Annotated in this window: 15 protein-coding genes and 1 riboswitch; of the genes, 10 read left to right on the top strand and 5 right to left on the bottom strand. The window is 60.5% G+C overall.

Annotation, left to right across the window (positions count from 1 at the left end):
- Positions 1 to 40 precede the first annotated feature (40 nt).
- Complete coding sequence (locus AC0L2Y_RS02640; RefSeq protein ID WP_473553595.1) at positions 41 to 394, top strand: TadE/TadG family type IV pilus assembly protein; 354 nt, start codon at positions 41 to 43, stop codon at positions 392 to 394.
- 458 nt (positions 395 to 852) lie between these two features.
- The gene (locus AC0L2Y_RS02635; protein ID WP_473553593.1) at positions 853 to 1,098 is read left to right on the top strand and encodes a DUF6074 family protein; all 246 of its coding nucleotides are present in this window, start codon (positions 853 to 855) and stop codon (positions 1,096 to 1,098) included.
- Positions 1,099 to 1,594: 496 nt separating this feature from the next.
- Here the strand turns inward: AC0L2Y_RS02635 and AC0L2Y_RS02630 are convergent, their stop codons facing one another.
- The 3 genes from AC0L2Y_RS02630 to panB form a co-directional block, all read right to left on the bottom strand.
- A complete protein-coding gene (locus tag AC0L2Y_RS02630) occupies positions 1,595 to 2,050 on the bottom strand; it encodes a Ros/MucR family transcriptional regulator (RefSeq protein WP_473553591.1) in 456 nt (151 codons plus the stop codon).
- Positions 2,051 to 2,244: 194 nt separating this feature from the next.
- On the bottom strand, positions 2,245 to 3,135 hold the full coding sequence (panC, locus tag AC0L2Y_RS02625; RefSeq protein ID WP_473553590.1) for a pantoate--beta-alanine ligase: 891 nt from the start codon (positions 3,133 to 3,135) through the stop codon (positions 2,245 to 2,247).
- Positions 3,132 to 3,968: a 3-methyl-2-oxobutanoate hydroxymethyltransferase gene (gene panB / locus AC0L2Y_RS02620; protein ID WP_473553588.1), complete on the bottom strand. Its 837-nt coding sequence runs from the start codon at positions 3,966 to 3,968 to the stop codon at positions 3,132 to 3,134. Before panB ends, panC begins: the two co-directional genes overlap by 4 nt.
- Before the next feature lie 693 nt (positions 3,969 to 4,661).
- Between panB and AC0L2Y_RS02615 the strand changes: the two genes are divergently transcribed.
- The 7 genes from AC0L2Y_RS02615 to AC0L2Y_RS02585 all read left to right on the top strand — a co-directional run bounded on the left by AC0L2Y_RS02615 (position 4,662) and on the right by AC0L2Y_RS02585 (position 11,728).
- A complete protein-coding gene (locus tag AC0L2Y_RS02615) occupies positions 4,662 to 6,206 on the top strand; it encodes a Fic family protein (RefSeq protein WP_473553587.1) in 1,545 nt (514 codons plus the stop codon).
- Positions 6,207 to 6,376: 170 nt separating this feature from the next.
- Positions 6,377 to 6,493, top strand: a riboswitch (TPP riboswitch).
- A 100-nt stretch (positions 6,494 to 6,593) separates the two neighbouring features.
- Positions 6,594 to 8,423: a phosphomethylpyrimidine synthase ThiC gene (gene thiC / locus AC0L2Y_RS02610; protein ID WP_473553586.1), complete on the top strand. Its 1,830-nt coding sequence runs from the start codon at positions 6,594 to 6,596 to the stop codon at positions 8,421 to 8,423.
- A gap of 6 nt (positions 8,424 to 8,429) precedes the next feature.
- The gene (gene thiO, locus AC0L2Y_RS02605) at positions 8,430 to 9,431 is read left to right on the top strand and encodes a glycine oxidase ThiO (protein WP_473553584.1); all 1,002 of its coding nucleotides are present in this window, start codon (positions 8,430 to 8,432) and stop codon (positions 9,429 to 9,431) included.
- Complete coding sequence (gene thiS / locus AC0L2Y_RS02600) at positions 9,400 to 9,597, top strand: sulfur carrier protein ThiS (RefSeq protein WP_447255313.1); 198 nt, start codon at positions 9,400 to 9,402, stop codon at positions 9,595 to 9,597. Before thiO ends, thiS begins: the two co-directional genes overlap by 32 nt.
- Positions 9,598 to 9,600: 3 nt before the next feature.
- Positions 9,601 to 10,374, top strand: coding sequence for a thiazole synthase (locus tag AC0L2Y_RS02595; RefSeq protein ID WP_473553582.1), 774 nt, complete (start codon positions 9,601 to 9,603; stop codon positions 10,372 to 10,374).
- On the top strand, positions 10,371 to 10,976 hold the full coding sequence (locus tag AC0L2Y_RS02590; RefSeq protein WP_473553580.1) for a thiamine phosphate synthase: 606 nt from the start codon (positions 10,371 to 10,373) through the stop codon (positions 10,974 to 10,976). Before AC0L2Y_RS02595 ends, AC0L2Y_RS02590 begins: the two co-directional genes overlap by 4 nt.
- Positions 10,967 to 11,728, top strand: coding sequence for a hydroxymethylpyrimidine/phosphomethylpyrimidine kinase (locus AC0L2Y_RS02585; RefSeq protein WP_473553695.1), 762 nt, complete (start codon positions 10,967 to 10,969; stop codon positions 11,726 to 11,728). Before AC0L2Y_RS02590 ends, AC0L2Y_RS02585 begins: the two co-directional genes overlap by 10 nt.
- Before the next feature lie 318 nt (positions 11,729 to 12,046).
- Here the strand turns inward: AC0L2Y_RS02585 and AC0L2Y_RS02580 are convergent, their stop codons facing one another.
- Positions 12,047 to 12,394 (bottom strand): hypothetical protein, encoded by a 348-nt coding sequence (locus tag AC0L2Y_RS02580; RefSeq protein WP_473553579.1) that lies wholly within the window; start codon positions 12,392 to 12,394, stop codon positions 12,047 to 12,049.
- Between the two features lie 526 nt (positions 12,395 to 12,920).
- Between AC0L2Y_RS02580 and AC0L2Y_RS02575 the strand changes: the two genes are divergently transcribed.
- On the top strand, positions 12,921 to 13,127 hold the full coding sequence (locus tag AC0L2Y_RS02575; RefSeq protein WP_473553577.1) for a hypothetical protein: 207 nt from the start codon (positions 12,921 to 12,923) through the stop codon (positions 13,125 to 13,127).
- A gap of 246 nt (positions 13,128 to 13,373) precedes the next feature.
- On the opposite strand, the gene AC0L2Y_RS02570 is transcribed toward AC0L2Y_RS02575, so the two are convergent.
- Positions 13,374 to 14,645 (bottom strand): tyrosine-type recombinase/integrase, encoded by a 1,272-nt coding sequence (locus AC0L2Y_RS02570; protein WP_473553575.1) that lies wholly within the window; start codon positions 14,643 to 14,645, stop codon positions 13,374 to 13,376.
- Between the last annotated feature and the right edge of the window lie 466 nt (positions 14,646 to 15,111).

Below are 15,111 nucleotides of genomic sequence, written 5' to 3'. Positions count from 1 at the left end.
ACGGAGACCTTTCGCGGGCAATGCATCAGGCGGAGCTGCATTGGAGTTCGCACTGCTCGCGCCTTTTCTGATGATGCTTTTGTTCGGCATTTTCGCGTTCGGCTGGGCTCTGAACGGCATGTCGAGCGTTCGGTATACGCTGGAAACGTCCTCGCGTGCGCTGCAGATGAAGAACTCGCTGACGCAGGCCCAGATCCAAGCCATCGCCACGCAAAAATTACTGGATCTGGGACTGAAAGACGTCGTGGTTACGATTGGGATCGATCCCCCTAGCGGCGGGTTCCGCTTAGCGCATCTGACCGCCACCTATGCCTTCGTCATCGAGTTCCCATATTTCGACCAGTATCCGATAAATTACGCAACGACAGTCACAGTTCCCTTGATTGGGACATAGGGCTTGTTCACGTCGGACGCCGCGGCTAACGATCCTTCACAGAATACCGGCAGCTAAGCTATTCCTCACGGCTTGCTTCCGAGGCCGTATCCCCGCTTTGACCCATTGGGTTCGCCGGCGCGCATTGCAGCCCTTTGGTGCGGCAGGCATGCTCCTAAATCGGACAACCGATCCCGCTTACCACGGCAGGCGCCGGCAGGGACCAACATATTCGTCGTCCAGGCTGCTCGTCCGACATAGCGAAGTCCATTCGCTCTGCCAGCCCGGACCGTCTTGGCTGGTGAACGGACATTGGCCAATGTCGCTCTGGCCCATCCCTGCTACCCGACAGTTGCGCCCAAGCCGCCGCCCGACCTCAGAACTCCCGCTACACGCTCACCCAACAAAAAGGATGTGCCGTTAACCAGATTTTCTCATCCTCCAGTGCTTAATCGCGAGACTGAATGGGTAGGTGATCGGTGTCAAACATAAGGGCGTTTCCGCTGTATCGGCGGCGGAAGTTGGTCGAGGGAATTGCCCGCGTGCTGGAAACCAAGAACGGCGAAGATGCGAATGCGTTCTGGCGCGGCACTGCCAAGACAATTCTCCTTCAGTTGTCCGAATCAGGAGTTGCGCCCAGGTTCGCCGAACTGGAAGTTGGATCGCTTCTTCATGCCGTCTTAGGCGATATAGCGAGCCGGAGTGCTGCGAAACGCGTACATTAGCATCGACTCACGACGAATGATTGCCACTCGCGGACTCTACTAGACTAGGCTTGGCATTTGTTACCAGCACTGCTTCCGTCCAACGCAAGGTTGCTCAACCTCTCATTGGGTCTGACGACAGGTTCGGCCACCAGGCGAGTGATGCTCTTTTGCGTAATTTCGCAGTCCGCATTCAGTGTCAGGTGCGACTCGCAGATTGTTTCGGTCGCGTGGGCGGAATTCGTCTTGATACTACAAGCGAGGTCGACAGAGGCCGAATTTGATTGTCGAAAGAACGCTGGCCGTTATTCGTAACTCAAGGCCGCTGAAGGACGAGCCGGAGTTCGGCTACACTTTCCCGGCAGGTGTGGCGACCGCGCAAGTGGACGAGCTGGTCACCGACGGGCCGGGCGCCTCGACGCCGCCCTCGATGCCGCAAAGATGGCTGGGCGGAATCGCATTCATCTGGTCAGCGAGAGGTCAGGCTTTGGCGTCTGCCAACTCTGATAGGCGCGCGCTACACCTTGGGTTTCCGCTTTGCGGGGCCTTTCCTAGGCGGTGTTTTTGCAGTGCGTCTGCGGCCAAGACCGCTCGCCTTAGCCAGAGCAGACCGCTTGGCTGCATAGCTAGGGGCCACCATGGGGTAGTCCCAGGCCAATCTCCACTTGGCTCTGTACTCGTCAGGTGTCATGCCCAGCAAACCCAGGTGACGCTTCATAGACTTGAATTTCCGCCCATTCTCGAGACTTACGATATAGTCGGGAAATATCGACTTCTTCGGATTTATGGCCGGAGTAGATACTGGCGGTGGTGCCGCGACGGGCTGAACTAGAGCCGACAACGCAGAATTGACGCCAGCAATCAGCGCCGGCAAATCCGCTACCGGCATTGCGTTGTTCTGGACATAGGCCGCGACGATGCCCGCTGTCAGCCCTAAAAGACCAGTGCTCGTCTGCTCAGTTGCTTCGTCCATCAAGCTCAGGCCCCTGATTCGTCACTCGTTCCTATTCGGGAACTTTCACCAACGCAAATGCTAATGACCAATATATTCGTTCTGGGCGCGCATTCACGCAAGGCTCTCTCTGCCCGGCCAGAGCAAGTTGACAAGGTTTTCATGGAGACAACCGCGTCCAATCACGCTCGCGCGGCCCGAGCTGCATTTTCACGCTAGCCGGAAGTCCGCAGCGACTCATTTGTGAGTTGGCAAGGCGGCAGTGTTCTGACGTTGTCAATGAGCCGTGTTTGGCCGAGCCACGCGGCTGCGAGCAGGCGGACCGGCCGATCGATGCTTGTTGCTATCGGTTGCAGATCTGCTTCGCCACGGAGTTCCAGGTACTCGACCTCGCGATAGCCTGCGGACAGGATCGCTGCACGCGCTTGGGCAAGCGCTGGCAGGACGGGAGAGCCGTTCGAGAGCCCCTCCGCAGTATCGAGCAGGACCGATGCCAGCCTTGGGGCAATGGCCCGCTCCGCTGGCGAGAGCCGAACATTGCGCGATGACAAAGCGAGACCATCGGGTTCCCGGACTGTCGGACAGGGGACGATGGTAATTGGCATATCCAGGTCCCGGACCATGCGAGTGATGAGTAGAAGCTGCTGGAAGTCCTTCTCTCCGAAAAAGGCGAAATCAGCGCCGGTCTGCAAAAAGAGCTTTGCAACGACGGTCGCCACCCCATCGAAATGACCAGGCCGGAACGCACCGCATAGGCCTTCGCCGACGCCGGACACGGACACGGTCGTGGTGAAGCCGTCAGGATACATCTCAGTCGCATGCGGAACATAGAGCAGGTGTGCGCCCAACGGAGTGAGCTTTGCAGCGTCTTCCTTTTCGGTGCGGGGATAAGCGGCAAGATCCGCGGCATTGTTGAACTGCTTGGGATTGACGAACAGCGTCACGATCACACGATCGGCCTTCTGAAGCGCAGAACGCACGAGACTCAAATGTCCTTCATGCAAGGCTCCCATCGTGGGCACCACGGCGATAGTGGCACCTGAACGGCGCCATCCCGCCACGAAGGCACGAAGTTCGGCAACGGTGCGGACAATCGGCACGCTCATGCAACATCTCCGGCCTTCGGCTCATCGGCGAAAAGATGTTCGGCCGCTGGAAAGCGCCCTTCCCGCACATCAGCCGCGTAGGCAGCGATGGCAGCTTCGACCTCTGAGCCCAGTTCGGCATAGCGCTTGACGAATTTCGGCCGAAAACCAGTGAACATGCCCAGGATGTCGTCGATCACAAGGATCTGACCATCGCAGGCGTCTGAGGCACCGATGCCGATCGTGGGAATTGTGGCTCTCTCGGTTATTCTCCGTGCGAGCGGCTCCGTGACCTTTTCCAGCACTATGCTGAACGCCCCGGCCTCGGCAACAGCAATGGCGTCGCGAAAAATCCTGTCGCCGTCTACGCCCCTGCCCTGGACTTTATAGCCCCCGAACACATTGACCGATTGCGGCGTCAGCCCGACGTGGGCCATGATGGGAATTCCGCGAGCAGTGAGAAAGCGGATTGTCTCGGCAATGCTCTCGCCGCCCTCCAGCTTGACGGCGGCGCATCCGGTTTCCGCCATGAGCCGCGCGCCGTTGCGAAAGGCCTGTTCGGGGCCTTCTTCATAGGAGCCGAATGGCATGTCAACGACCATCAACGCGCGCTCAAGACCGCGTCGCACGGCCTTGCCATGCATGATCATCATGTCGAGCGTGACGCCGAGGGTCGAGGGCAGACCGTGAAGCACCATGCCGACACTGTCGCCGACCAGCACGACGTCGCAATATCTGTCGACGAGCTGCGCAATGGGTGTGGTGTAGGCGGTCAAGCAGACGACCGGATCCTTGCCCTTGCTGGCCGCGATGTCCGGCGGCGTCGACGCCTTCGTTTCTACCGCCACACTCATCGGCACATTTCCCCTACGTCAGGTTTAAGCGGTCAACGGTTTTGCATAGTTTTGTGCAGGTGCGAAGGCCAAAATCAAACAGCAAAGTGGCTGCATTGCGAAGCGCTTCAAACCAAGGGCTAGAGGCCCCCATTTTCCTGCTTCGGCCGAGTTTCGCAGTACCCTTGTTGTGATTGTTTTTAACAATCAGCGTGGTGGTGGTCTCAAGGGGTGTGCTTCAGCTCGTACGAGTTTGACTGCCGCAACAGCGTGATTCACGTTCAGAATCGATCTCAGGTCACAAGGCGTACCGAGATGCATTGTGGCGAAAAACTAGGCAATGACTGAACACGAGGCCAAAGCTGTAAGGCGACGCATAAAAGCCGGCGACCGCCGTGCTATCGCCGCGGAACTGATTTGGTCGCTGTGGACGCTTATTTCCATGGGAACATCATTGCGCTGGCGCTCCGTCCACATTGCCTGAGGTGATTGTCCCCCGCCTGAAGGCGTGGCCGAGACAGCCGACGGTCGCGCAGTGACCCACGATCGCTGGCGGCGCGACGATCACTTTCCGGCCGAGCCATGCAGACGGATCACCGCCGCGGATCGGTTTTCGGAAAAGTCGGCTTGCAGCATCAATTTTCATGAGGTAGAATCGTTTTTCATAAGATTTGGCTCAGTCGCACCAAAATTCGATGAAAGGATCCCCTTTTCATGCCTGTGGCGCAGAAGCACCAATTTTCAGGTCCTGTTATCGTTTTTCAGGAAATCCGCCTTCCGGAGATGGTGACCCCGGCCGGGTACAGCGCCCTGATCGGAGCTTACGAGCTCGCCGTGCCCTTGCCCCGGACCCTGTCGGCCACTGGCGAGCATCATCGCATTACCGAACGGGATGGCTGGCGGATCATGACGCCCCGCCATGCCCCACATCCAACACTCGAAGGCCATCTGACCTTCGCGCTCAAGTACGAGGGGCTCGACCTTGCCGTCCTCAAACGGCTGTTCCAGGTGACCGGTCCCGCACCGATCGAGGCGCTCGTCCGTGAAAGCCCCACAGGCAGTTATGCCCGCCGCATCTGGTTTCTATCTGAATGGCTGACGGGCACACGTCTCGATCTGCCGGACGCGGCGGCCGGACGATACGTTCCGGTTGTCGATCCCGAGCTGCAGTGGCCCGGATCCGAGAAGACCGCTTCGCGCTACCGCATAAAGGACAATCTCCCCGGCACGCCTGAGTTCTGCCCCCTGGTGTTCCGAACCAAGACTCTCGAAAAATTCATTGGCCTTGAACTGCCGCGGCGCGCGGAGGCAATCGTGGCGGACGTGCCGCGCGACCTCCTTGCTCGGACCGCCGCCTTTCTTTTGCTCAAAGACTCGCGATCAAGCTATGCGATCGAGGGCGAGCGCCCGCCGCAAGATCGCATCCAGCGCTGGGGCCGCGCCATCGGCGAAGCCGGCCGCTGGCCGATCGATCGCGATGAGCTGCTACGTCTGCAAAAAATTGTACTTGGCGACGCCCGTTTCGTAAGACTTGGCTTCCGAAAAGAAGGAGGTTTCGTCGGTGAGCATGACCGAGACAACGGCACGCCCCTGCCCGATCACATCAGCGCTCGGCCCGAGGACCTGCCGCGGCTAATCGATGGAATGGCGGCCTTCGATCAGGGCCCCGCGCAAAACCTTGATGCGGTCATAGCCGCCGCAATCCTCGCCTTCGGCTTTGTCTACATCCACCCGTTCGAGGACGGAAACGGCCGCATTCACCGCTACCTAATCCACCACGTCCTTGCCACGCGCGGCTTCAATCCGCCGGGAGTGGTCTTTCCCGTCTCGGCCGCGATCCTGGACCAGATCAACGAGTACAGGGGCGTGCTCGAGAGCTATTCGCAGCGCCTTCTGCCGTGGGTGGAATGGGAACCGACGCCGCAATTCAACGTCCGGGTGCTGAATGACACCGGTGATTTCTACCGGTTCTTCGATGCGACCCCGCACGCCGAATTCCTCTATGCCTGCGTTCAGCGGACGATCGAACGGGACCTTCCCGAGGAAACCGCGTTTCTGCAGCGCTACGCCCAATTTCGGCAGCAGGTGGACGCCTTTATCGACATGCCCGAGCGGTTGGCCGCCCTGCTCTTCCGTTTCCTTCACCAGAATGGTGGCCATCTGTCGAACCGCGAGCGCGAAAAGGAATTCTCCGCGCTGACCAGTGACGAGGCAGGAAGAATCGAGGCGATCTACGCGCAAACCTTTGGTTCCCATTGAGGCGGATCGATTTTTAGTCCGACAGTTTGCGATTCCTTGTCCCTGTCTTCATCTCCCACGCTTGACTTGTCGCCGAGACATGCGCGATTTTTTCCGCACGGTCTGACCAGCCGCCGATCAGCCGCGGCCAGAACGCGCTTGACAAACCGGAGACGTCCCGTCCAACCTGACGCATTCACCAGGGGAGTCCCGGCAAGGGGCTGAGATACTGCTTGCTTTCGCGGCGCAGTGACCCGTTGAACCTGATCCAGTTCATACTGGCGTAGGGACGGTGCAAGCGCTTTGCGGGAGTTTACGCCCGAGGTCCTGTTTCGGCAGGTCGACAGAAGCGTCTCATCCTTCCGTCACAGAACTGGGTCTCCAATGCATGAGCAAAGGAGCCTCAAGATGAATGCCCTCACTCCCGCCGTCTCGACGGGACCGCTGCCCGCCTCGCGGAAAATCCACAAACCCGGTGCCATCCACCCGCAGATCAGGGTGCCGATGCGCGAAATCTCCGTCCATCCAACGGCCGGCGAGCCGCCCGTCACCGTCTACGATCCGTCCGGCCCCTATACCGACCAGACTGTCGAAACCAGCATCGAGAAGGGTCTTGCCCGGCTTCGTCACGAATGGATCACGGCGCGCGGTGACGTCGAGGCCTATGAGGGCCGCCATGTCCGGCCGGAAGACAATGGATTCGTCACGGGCGAACGCCTGACACCGGAGTTTCCAGTCCGAAACCGGCCCCTGAGGGCCAAGGCAGGCAAGGCCGTGACCCAGCTTGCCTATGCGCGTGCCGGCATCATCACGCCTGAAATGGAGTTCGTCGCCATCCGCGAGAACCTCGGCCGCGAGATCCTGCGCGGCAAGCTCGAGCGCGACGGCGAAGCCTTCGGCGCGGCGATCCCCGATTTCGTCACGCCGGAATTCGTGCGCGAGGAGGTGGCGCGCGGACGCGCGATCATTCCCGCCAACATCAACCATCCCGAAAGCGAGCCGATGATCATCGGCCGCAATTTCCTGGTGAAGATCAACGCCAATATCGGCAATTCGGCGGTCACCTCCTCGATGGCCGAAGAGGTGGAAAAGATGGTGTGGGCGATCCGCTGGGGCGCCGATACGGTGATGGACCTGTCGACCGGCCGCAACATCCACAACATCCGCGACTGGATCGTGCGCAATGCGCCGGTGCCGATCGGCACGGTGCCGCTCTACCAAGCGCTGGAGAAGGTGGGCGGCATTGCCGAGGACCTGACCTGGGAGGTCTACCGCGACACGCTGATCGAACAGGCCGAACAGGGCGTCGACTATTTCACCATCCACGCCGGCGTGCGGTTGCACTACATCCCGCTGACCGTCGACCGGGTCACGGGCATCGTCTCGCGCGGCGGCTCGATCATGGCCAAATGGTGCTTGCACCATCACCGGGAAAGCTTCCTTTACGAGCGTTTCGCGGAGATCTGCGACATCTGCCGGGCCTATGACGTGTCCTTTTCGCTCGGCGACGGGCTCCGTCCGGGCTCGATCGCCGATGCCAACGACGCGGCGCAATTCGCCGAGCTGGAAACGTTGGGCGAGCTGACGCAGATCGCATGGGCGAAGGATTGCCAGGTGATGATCGAGGGGCCTGGCCACGTGCCGATGCACAAGATCAAGCAGAACATGGACAAGCAGCTCGCTGTCTGCGGGGAGGCGCCGTTCTATACGCTTGGACCGCTGACGACCGACATTGCGCCGGGCTACGATCACATCACCTCCGGCATCGGCGCGGCGATGATCGGCTGGTTCGGCACCGCCATGCTCTGCTACGTCACGCCGAAGGAACATCTCGGCCTTCCCGACCGCAATGACGTCAAGATTGGCGTGATCACCTACAAGATCGCGGCGCATGCCGCCGACCTCGCGAAGGGCCATCCAGCGGCGAAAGTCCGGGATGACGCCCTTTCCCGCGCGCGCTTCGAGTTCCGCTGGGAAGACCAGTTCAACCTGTCGCTCGATCCCGAAACCGCAAGATCCTTCCACGACCAGACCTTGCCCAAGGAGGCGCACAAGGTGGCGCATTTCTGCTCGATGTGCGGCCCGAAATTCTGTTCCATGCGCATTTCCCATGACATCCGCGCCGAGGCACAGAAGGAGGGCATGGCGGCGATGGCGGCGAGGTACCGGGATGGCGGTGACCTCTACGTGCCGGCGGCAGAGACCGGCGCAGCGCTTATGCCTTTCGCAGGCGCATGAGCGATCATGAGGGTGCTGGTCAAAGGGGCCGGCGTCGCTGGCCTCACCGCAGCTTTCGAGCTCGCTACGCGCGGCGCGGCTGTGACCGTTGCCGAGACAAGGCACAGCCTTGGCGGCAATGCGTCATGGTTCGCCGGCGGCATGCTGGCGCCCTGGTGCGAGCGTGAAAGCGCCGAGCAGTCCGTGCTCGATCTCGGACGCAACGCCGCGGACTGGTGGGATGCGGCGACGCCTGACCAGGTGACGCGGGCCGGAACACTGGTCGTGGCCGCGCCGCGCGATACGGGCGAGCTCGACCGCTTTGCCACCCGCACGTCGGGTTATCGGCGCGTCGATGAAGATGAAATCGCGTTGCTGGAGCCCGACCTCGCCGGCCGCTTCCGCCGTGGGCTGTTCTTCCCCGACGAGGCCCATCTCGATCCACGCCAGGCGATGACGACACTTCATGACAGGCTGGCGGTGATGGGCGTCGAATTCCGCTTCGGCGTCGACGCCCGGCTTGGCTCCGGTTTCGATCGCCAGACCGACTGCACGGGGATAGGCGCGGTCGATGACCGACTGCGCGGCGTTCGCGGCGAGATGCTGATCCTGCGCACGCCCGATGTCTCACTGTCGCGCCCGGTCCGGCTGCTTCATCCACGCTTTCCGCTCTACATGGTGCCGCGCACCGACCACCGTTTCATGATCGGCGCGACCATGATCGAGAGCCGGTCCACCGGACCGGTGACGGCGCGTTCAATGATGGAGCTTTTGGGAGCGGCGTACGCTCTCCACCCGGCATTCGGTGAGGCTGGCGTCATTGAGACCGGCGCCGGTGTTCGCCCGGCCTTTCCGGACAACCTGCCACAAGTCGAGAGCCACGGAAGCACCGTCGCGATCAACGGGCTCTATCGCCACGGTTTTCTCCTCGCCCCAGCCATGGCGCGCCAGGCTGCCGACCTGGTTTTCAATCAAGACGGAACCAAGGAGCTTGCTCATGAAATTGATGGTCAACGGCGAAGCGCATGAGATTGCCGCCACCACGCTGGCCGAGCTGCTTGCCGCACTCGACTATGAAGGCGATTGGCTGGCGACGGCCGTCAACAGCGACCTCGTACACAAAGCCAATCGGGCGGAGTTCCAGTTGAGTGACGGCGACCGGATCGAAATCCTCTCGCCCATGCAGGGAGGCTAGACAATGTTCGAACTTTTCGGAATGCCCCTTCCCTCCCGGCTGCTTCTCGGCACGGCTCAATATCCTTCGCCGGCCATCCTTGCCGACGCCATCAAGGCATCGGGCACCTCGGTGGTGACCGTGTCCCTGCGGCGTGAGATGGCCGGCGGCAGGGCTGGCGAAAAATTCTGGTCGCTGATCCGCGCGCTCGGCACGAGAATCCTCCCCAACACGGCCGGCTGCCACTCCGTCAAGGAAGCGGTCACCACCGCGAAAATGGCGCGCGAGGTCTTCGGCACGAGCTGGATCAAGCTCGAAGTGATCGGCAACCACGACACGCTGCAGCCTGACGTGTTCGGCCTGGTTGAAGCCGCCCGTATCCTGTGCGAGGACGGCTTTTCAGTATTCCCCTATACCACCGACGATCTTGTTGTCGCCGAGCGGCTGCTTGCGGCGGGCTGCAAGGTCCTGATGCCGTGGTGCGCACCAATCGGTTCCGCCATCGGGCCGATCAACATCATGGCGCTACGCTCGATGCGCAGACATTTCCCCGACGTTCCCATGATCGTGGATGCCGGCCTCGGACGGCCGTCGCACGCAGCGACCGTCATGGAACTCGGCTTTGACGCCGTGCTCCTGAACACGGCGGTTGCCAAGGCGGCCGATCCGGTCGGCATGGCGCGAGCATTCGGCAAGGCGATCGAAGCCGGTCGTGAAGCCTACGGTTCGGGGCTGCTCGAGCCGCGCGAGGTCGCAGTTCCGTCGACGCCGGCAATCGGCAGGGCAGTTTTTTCATGAAGCTCGATCCCTTCTACCTGATCGTCGACAGCGCTGCCTGGATCGAGCGGCTAGCGCCGCTTGGCGTCAGGCTGGTGCAACTGCGCATCAAGACCACAGATGAGGTCAGGTTGCGCACCGAAATCCGGAAGGCGAAGGCCCTGTGCGCCGAGCACCAGTGCCAGCTCATCGTCAACGATCATTGGCGCTTGGCAATCGAGGAGGGCTGCGACTTCGTGCATCTCGGCCAGGAAGATCTGCAGACCGCCGACCTTTCAAGGATACGGTCAGCCGGTGTCAGGCTCGGGTTGAGCACGCATGATCATGTCGAGCTGGCAACCGCCATTTTTGCCGATCCCGACTATGTTGCGCTGGGTCCGATCTATCCCACCATCTTGAAGAAAATGAAGTGGGCACCGCAAGGGCTAGAGCGAATCAGCGAGTGGAAGCGGCGGGTGGCGCCAATCCCATTAATCACTATCGGCGGCCTCAACCCTGGCCGCCTCGACGGCGTCTTTGGAGCCGGCGCCGACAGCGCGGCAGTGGTCACGGACATCGCGTTGAGCTCCGATCCCGAAGCGCGCACCAGGGAGTGGATCGAAAAGACGGACCGATGGCGATGAGACGAGAACCGCATGTGCTTGTCGTTGGCGGATCGGATTCCAGCGGCGGCGCTGGAATAGCACGCGATATCGAAACGATCGCATCCATTGGCGTTCGCACCTGTCTGGCCGTCACAGCGCTAACGGTGCAAACGCACGACGCCGTGAAAGAAATCCATCATTCCCCACCAAGCCTGGTGGCTGGTCAGATGCGCGCCGCGCTGCAGGCCAAGGAAGTGGCGGCAATCAAGATCGGCATGCTCGGAACAGCCGAGACCATCGCTGCGGTTGCCGGCGTACTGCGCGAAAATCGACAGGTGCCGATAGTAATCGATCCAGTGCTGGCCTCCACCTCAGGCCGGGCTCTACTAGAACCAGGCGCTATCGCCGCCATGAAGCGCGATCTGATACCGCTTTGCTGCCTGGTCACGCCCAACCTTCCTGAACTGGCGCTCCTTATTGACTGCGAACTGGCAGTGGATGAGGACGGTGCGCTCCAACAAGGACAAAGACTGCTGACCGCCGGCCCGCAGGCAGTGCTGATCAAGGGTGGGCATGCCTCGGGACCCCGATCGACCGATTTTCTGTTACGCTCCGATCATGAGCCCATCCAATTCGATACGCCGCGCCTTGCTTCATCGATGCGCGGAACAGGTTGCATGCTGGCCAGCGCGATTGCGGCGCATCTGGCGAAGGCGAAGCCGCTCGAAGATAGCGTGCGCGAAGGCAAGCGGCTTATCTTCGTCACGTTTCAGAAGAATGGAGCAGAATGAACCCGGTTATGTGGTACAAGCAGCTTTGGCTGCTAGTACGTTGGATTCTGAGCGTCTTCCTGGCTGGCACAAACTATCCGATGAAACATCGCAACAACATGACAGTTCAACCCGAGCTCGTGACAGTAATGTCACCAAGGGTGGCGGCAAAATACGCAAACGACAAGGCTTGAGCTTCGGCTCTAATCGGCTGGCCGTGCTCTTCGCTCTCCCGGAGGTGTTGATCTCGCCGCCTTGATAGAGTCGGGACTGAACCGAGTGGAAGGCCATATTGGAACAGGCGCCTGGCCCTCTGCATAAGCTTCAGATGTTTCTTGATCATTGCTTGAGGAACGCGCCCCTGTAGGTCTGACCGGCAAGAGTAACGGTTCCGGCCAGTGCTCCGTCAGGCCGCATGTCAAAACTGACGTTGGCGCCATTCGGTAGGCGCTCCAGCTTCAACGTGCTCCCTACAATTCTTCCAGCGCCGGCGGCCTCTCCCGGATGGTTGTCGCCCAGATTTCCCCACGCATAGGTGACCGTCACCTTCCCATTGGAAGAAACCGTTTGAACAGCAAGTTTGGCGTCATATATCCCCTCCAATCGACCAGCCCATAGACCGGAAAAAGCAGCGTACTTTGTTGGAACGCCCTTGCCAGGCGGAGTGACCGCCACGGATTGATGCATGATTGCTGAGCCGGAAGGAACCCCGGCATCAGCCAAGGGCGGTTGGAGAGGAACTCCCGATCCTAACGCAGGTTCGAGAGTGACGGGTTGCGGCGTTTGAGGAGCCGATTGACACGCGGCCAAGGCGAGCGCCGCACAGCCGAGCATTGAGTTGCACATTCCGTGTGCCATCTTTTTGGTGCCCCGGCCATCGTTCAATCTTGCGCGGGCCGACCTTATCACGCGTTTTCACAACGTGTGTCTAGCAAAGGCATGGCGTTCGACAGCGCTCGTCGAAGAACCCGCAGCGGTCGCGAGTGAACGCCTCCATTCGTCGCCTAAGTAGCCGCCTGGACCCAGTCGTCCGCACCCGATGATTCTTCCAGTGGGTCGAACGGGAGGATCAGCAGTTGACCTTGTTGGAGGCTCCAGATCAGATTGTGGGCCAGTCGCGACTGTATTCTGAACCTTCGAACAAACGAGTACACGCCGGACGACGGATCGACCAAGCTGCTGAATGAACCGCTCTAAATGAAATCGACAGGCCTTGACCGACGACAGCTTGAGCTTTGGCGAGGATAAACGGTTCAGCGAATTCTCACGCCTCGGCGATGTGCGCGCATCCCGGCAGGAACCGAAGCGTGGTGGTCTCACCGAAGCGGGCACCTCATGCCGTTCAGCGCTCAGCAGCAAGGCGAAATCACCCGCCGTGATGCCCTCTCTGATGGACGGCAGGTCAAACGCGCTCGGATAACATGGGGATCCGTATGCCACCGTCAAGCCAAGCATCACGACCTTTGCCTCTAATCCTCCGACACTGAATGTCAGTTTCGGGACCCGGCAAACCGATCCACGGCACGGCTAGGAGCACGCCCCCTGGGGCCGGAGTAGACCTTTAGCGGGTGCGGATGGCAGTTGTGAACGTGCGATCCCATCGTCCCGAACGATGTGGATTTACCAGCAAGTCGTTATTGTTCCTGGGCTCCTTCGCCACGTTCGCTCACGACTGGTCGCGTTTCCTTTCGCCGTTTCTGTGGGAAACCTGTGGGATGAGCACACTGCGTTCGTGTCTTGTGATTTGAGTTATACTCGGAACGGTTTGCGGCGACTTGGAGAAAACCGGCTTCTTCGTGATCTTCTCGGCGGCGTCTGCCAAGAAATTAGGATGATGATGACCGTAAGTTTCGATCAGGACATCCACCGTAATGCCAAGAAAGCCGGCAGCCTGCCACATATCGGTGCCGGCCTGCATCAACCAAGTCGCCGCGGTGTGGCGCAACGCGTGCGGAGTGACGTCGGGCCCCAGGCCGGCGATTTCGCGCGCGGTCTTGAAGCTCTTGTCTATCGACAGCACCGGCTTTCCATTCCATTCCACGACAAAATCCTGCGATATCTTGCGACCGATGTTGGCACTTTTGCCGCGCGATTTGGTCTCGATGTGGAGATCAGTGCGCGCCCAGCGCCGGAGGTGCGCTAGCAGCCGCTGCGGCAAGCGTACGGGGGGTTGCCGCTTCTTGGTCTTCCTAGCGCCGGTGGCAGCGCGATAGAAGATACCGCGGTCAAGGTCCACATGACCGCGCCCTTTGGTTGGACGCATGGCGGCACCGCAGATTGCAGCCGAGCGCGTTCCTGAATAGAGCGCGACGAGGATGAAGCGCGCGAGATGTCGCCCAGTGCGCCGGCCACTCTCTTGGCCCTTCCATGTCTGCTTCATACGCCAAGCGGCCCAGATCAGTGCGGCCGCCTCACTGCGGGTCAACCAGCGTTCGCGGGCGGCGGCCTTGTCTGGCAGGGTGATGACCGGTGCGGCGGTTGTATAACCCTCCTTGCGGTAGTAGTTGATGGCGGCACGAAGATCCTCGAGTTGGCGGCGCGCCGCGGCTTCGGAGGGGCGCGACGCAATGTACTCGCGGCAGAGTTTGCCATTGATGGCGGCGAGAGTTTTTTCCCCGAAGAAATCAAGGACCTTGTCCAGCCGAGCCGCCGTCTCTTCTGGTGTCGCGTGCTTCGGTGCAACCTCTTTAAGGTAGAGGTTGACCACATCGGCAACTAAGACGTCCTCGGCTCCCCGCGCTCGGTGGTATTTGCTTCCGATGTAGGCGGCGAGCGCCTTTTCAGCTTCAGTTCCTGGACGGCCTTTTTCGCCGCCGCCAGCGCTGATGAAGCTGGTTCCATCGCGGATAAACCATCCAGCTTTGTTTCGGCGCGTCCCATCTTTTTTCCAGCTTTCGTCACGCCATACCAGGCGTGGCCCTTTCGACGTCCGCGGCATAGTTCCCTCATCCTCGCGATTGCCATCAGGCTCACATATTCCTTTCCGGCGATTAGCTCCGTTTCAAGTCGACCGGCGTCACGTTCCTTGCGTAGGCCTGCTGCGCTCATCGAGCCGTCGGGAAAGGCAATTCGCGCAGCGATTTCGACGCGCAGTGGCGTGGTCTCGTCGAATTGGTCGGGGATTTTCAATAAGAAGCCCTCAGCAGTTCTTAGGTCCGAGCTGTTCGCCGACCTCGTTGAGCACTCCGTCCTGTCTCGCCGTTCTGGACATGATCCTGCCGGAGAACTCTTCTCCAAAAAACCGGCTGCGAAAACCGCCCGCCGGAGGTGCTGCGGCGAAGAGGCGCCTTCGACCTGTCAATCGGAGTGGTTGCGCCAACAAGTCTATGGCTGGCCTCTGCTTCCAGTCCGGCCAGACACACTCCTAAAGGGATTCGACCATCGTTTCAGTATCGATACTGCCG

The sequence above is a fragment of the Mesorhizobium sp. WSM4830 genome (assembly GCF_055811495.1).
Note: the sequence above shows the minus strand (reverse complement) of the source record. Positions and strands in the feature narration are given on the sequence as shown.

Excerpts from the sequence above, each read along its gene's own strand:
- thiS (WP_447255313.1), top strand. The coding sequence starts at position 9,400 with ATGAAATTGATGGTCAACGGCGAAGCGCATGAGATTGCCGCCACCACG.
- thiO (WP_473553584.1), top strand. The coding sequence starts at position 8,430 with ATGAGGGTGCTGGTCAAAGGGGCCGGCGTCGCTGGCCTCACCGCAGCT.
- AC0L2Y_RS02630 (WP_473553591.1), bottom strand. The coding sequence starts at position 2,050 with ATGGACGAAGCAACTGAGCAGACGAGCACTGGTCTTTTAGGGCTGACA.
- panC (WP_473553590.1), bottom strand. The coding sequence starts at position 3,135 with ATGAGCGTGCCGATTGTCCGCACCGTTGCCGAACTTCGTGCCTTCGTG.
- AC0L2Y_RS02595 (WP_473553582.1), top strand. The coding sequence starts at position 9,601 with ATGTTCGAACTTTTCGGAATGCCCCTTCCCTCCCGGCTGCTTCTCGGC.
- AC0L2Y_RS02585 (WP_473553695.1), top strand. The coding sequence starts at position 10,967 with ATGGCGATGAGACGAGAACCGCATGTGCTTGTCGTTGGCGGATCGGAT.
- AC0L2Y_RS02590 (WP_473553580.1), top strand. The coding sequence starts at position 10,371 with ATGAAGCTCGATCCCTTCTACCTGATCGTCGACAGCGCTGCCTGGATC.
- AC0L2Y_RS02570 (WP_473553575.1), bottom strand. The coding sequence starts at position 14,645 with ATGCCGCGGACGTCGAAAGGGCCACGCCTGGTATGGCGTGACGAAAGC.
- thiC (WP_473553586.1), top strand. The coding sequence starts at position 6,594 with ATGAATGCCCTCACTCCCGCCGTCTCGACGGGACCGCTGCCCGCCTCG.
- AC0L2Y_RS02615 (WP_473553587.1), top strand. The coding sequence starts at position 4,662 with ATGCCTGTGGCGCAGAAGCACCAATTTTCAGGTCCTGTTATCGTTTTT.
- AC0L2Y_RS02580 (WP_473553579.1), bottom strand. The coding sequence starts at position 12,394 with ATGCATCAATCCGTGGCGGTCACTCCGCCTGGCAAGGGCGTTCCAACA.
- panB (WP_473553588.1), bottom strand. The coding sequence starts at position 3,968 with ATGAGTGTGGCGGTAGAAACGAAGGCGTCGACGCCGCCGGACATCGCG.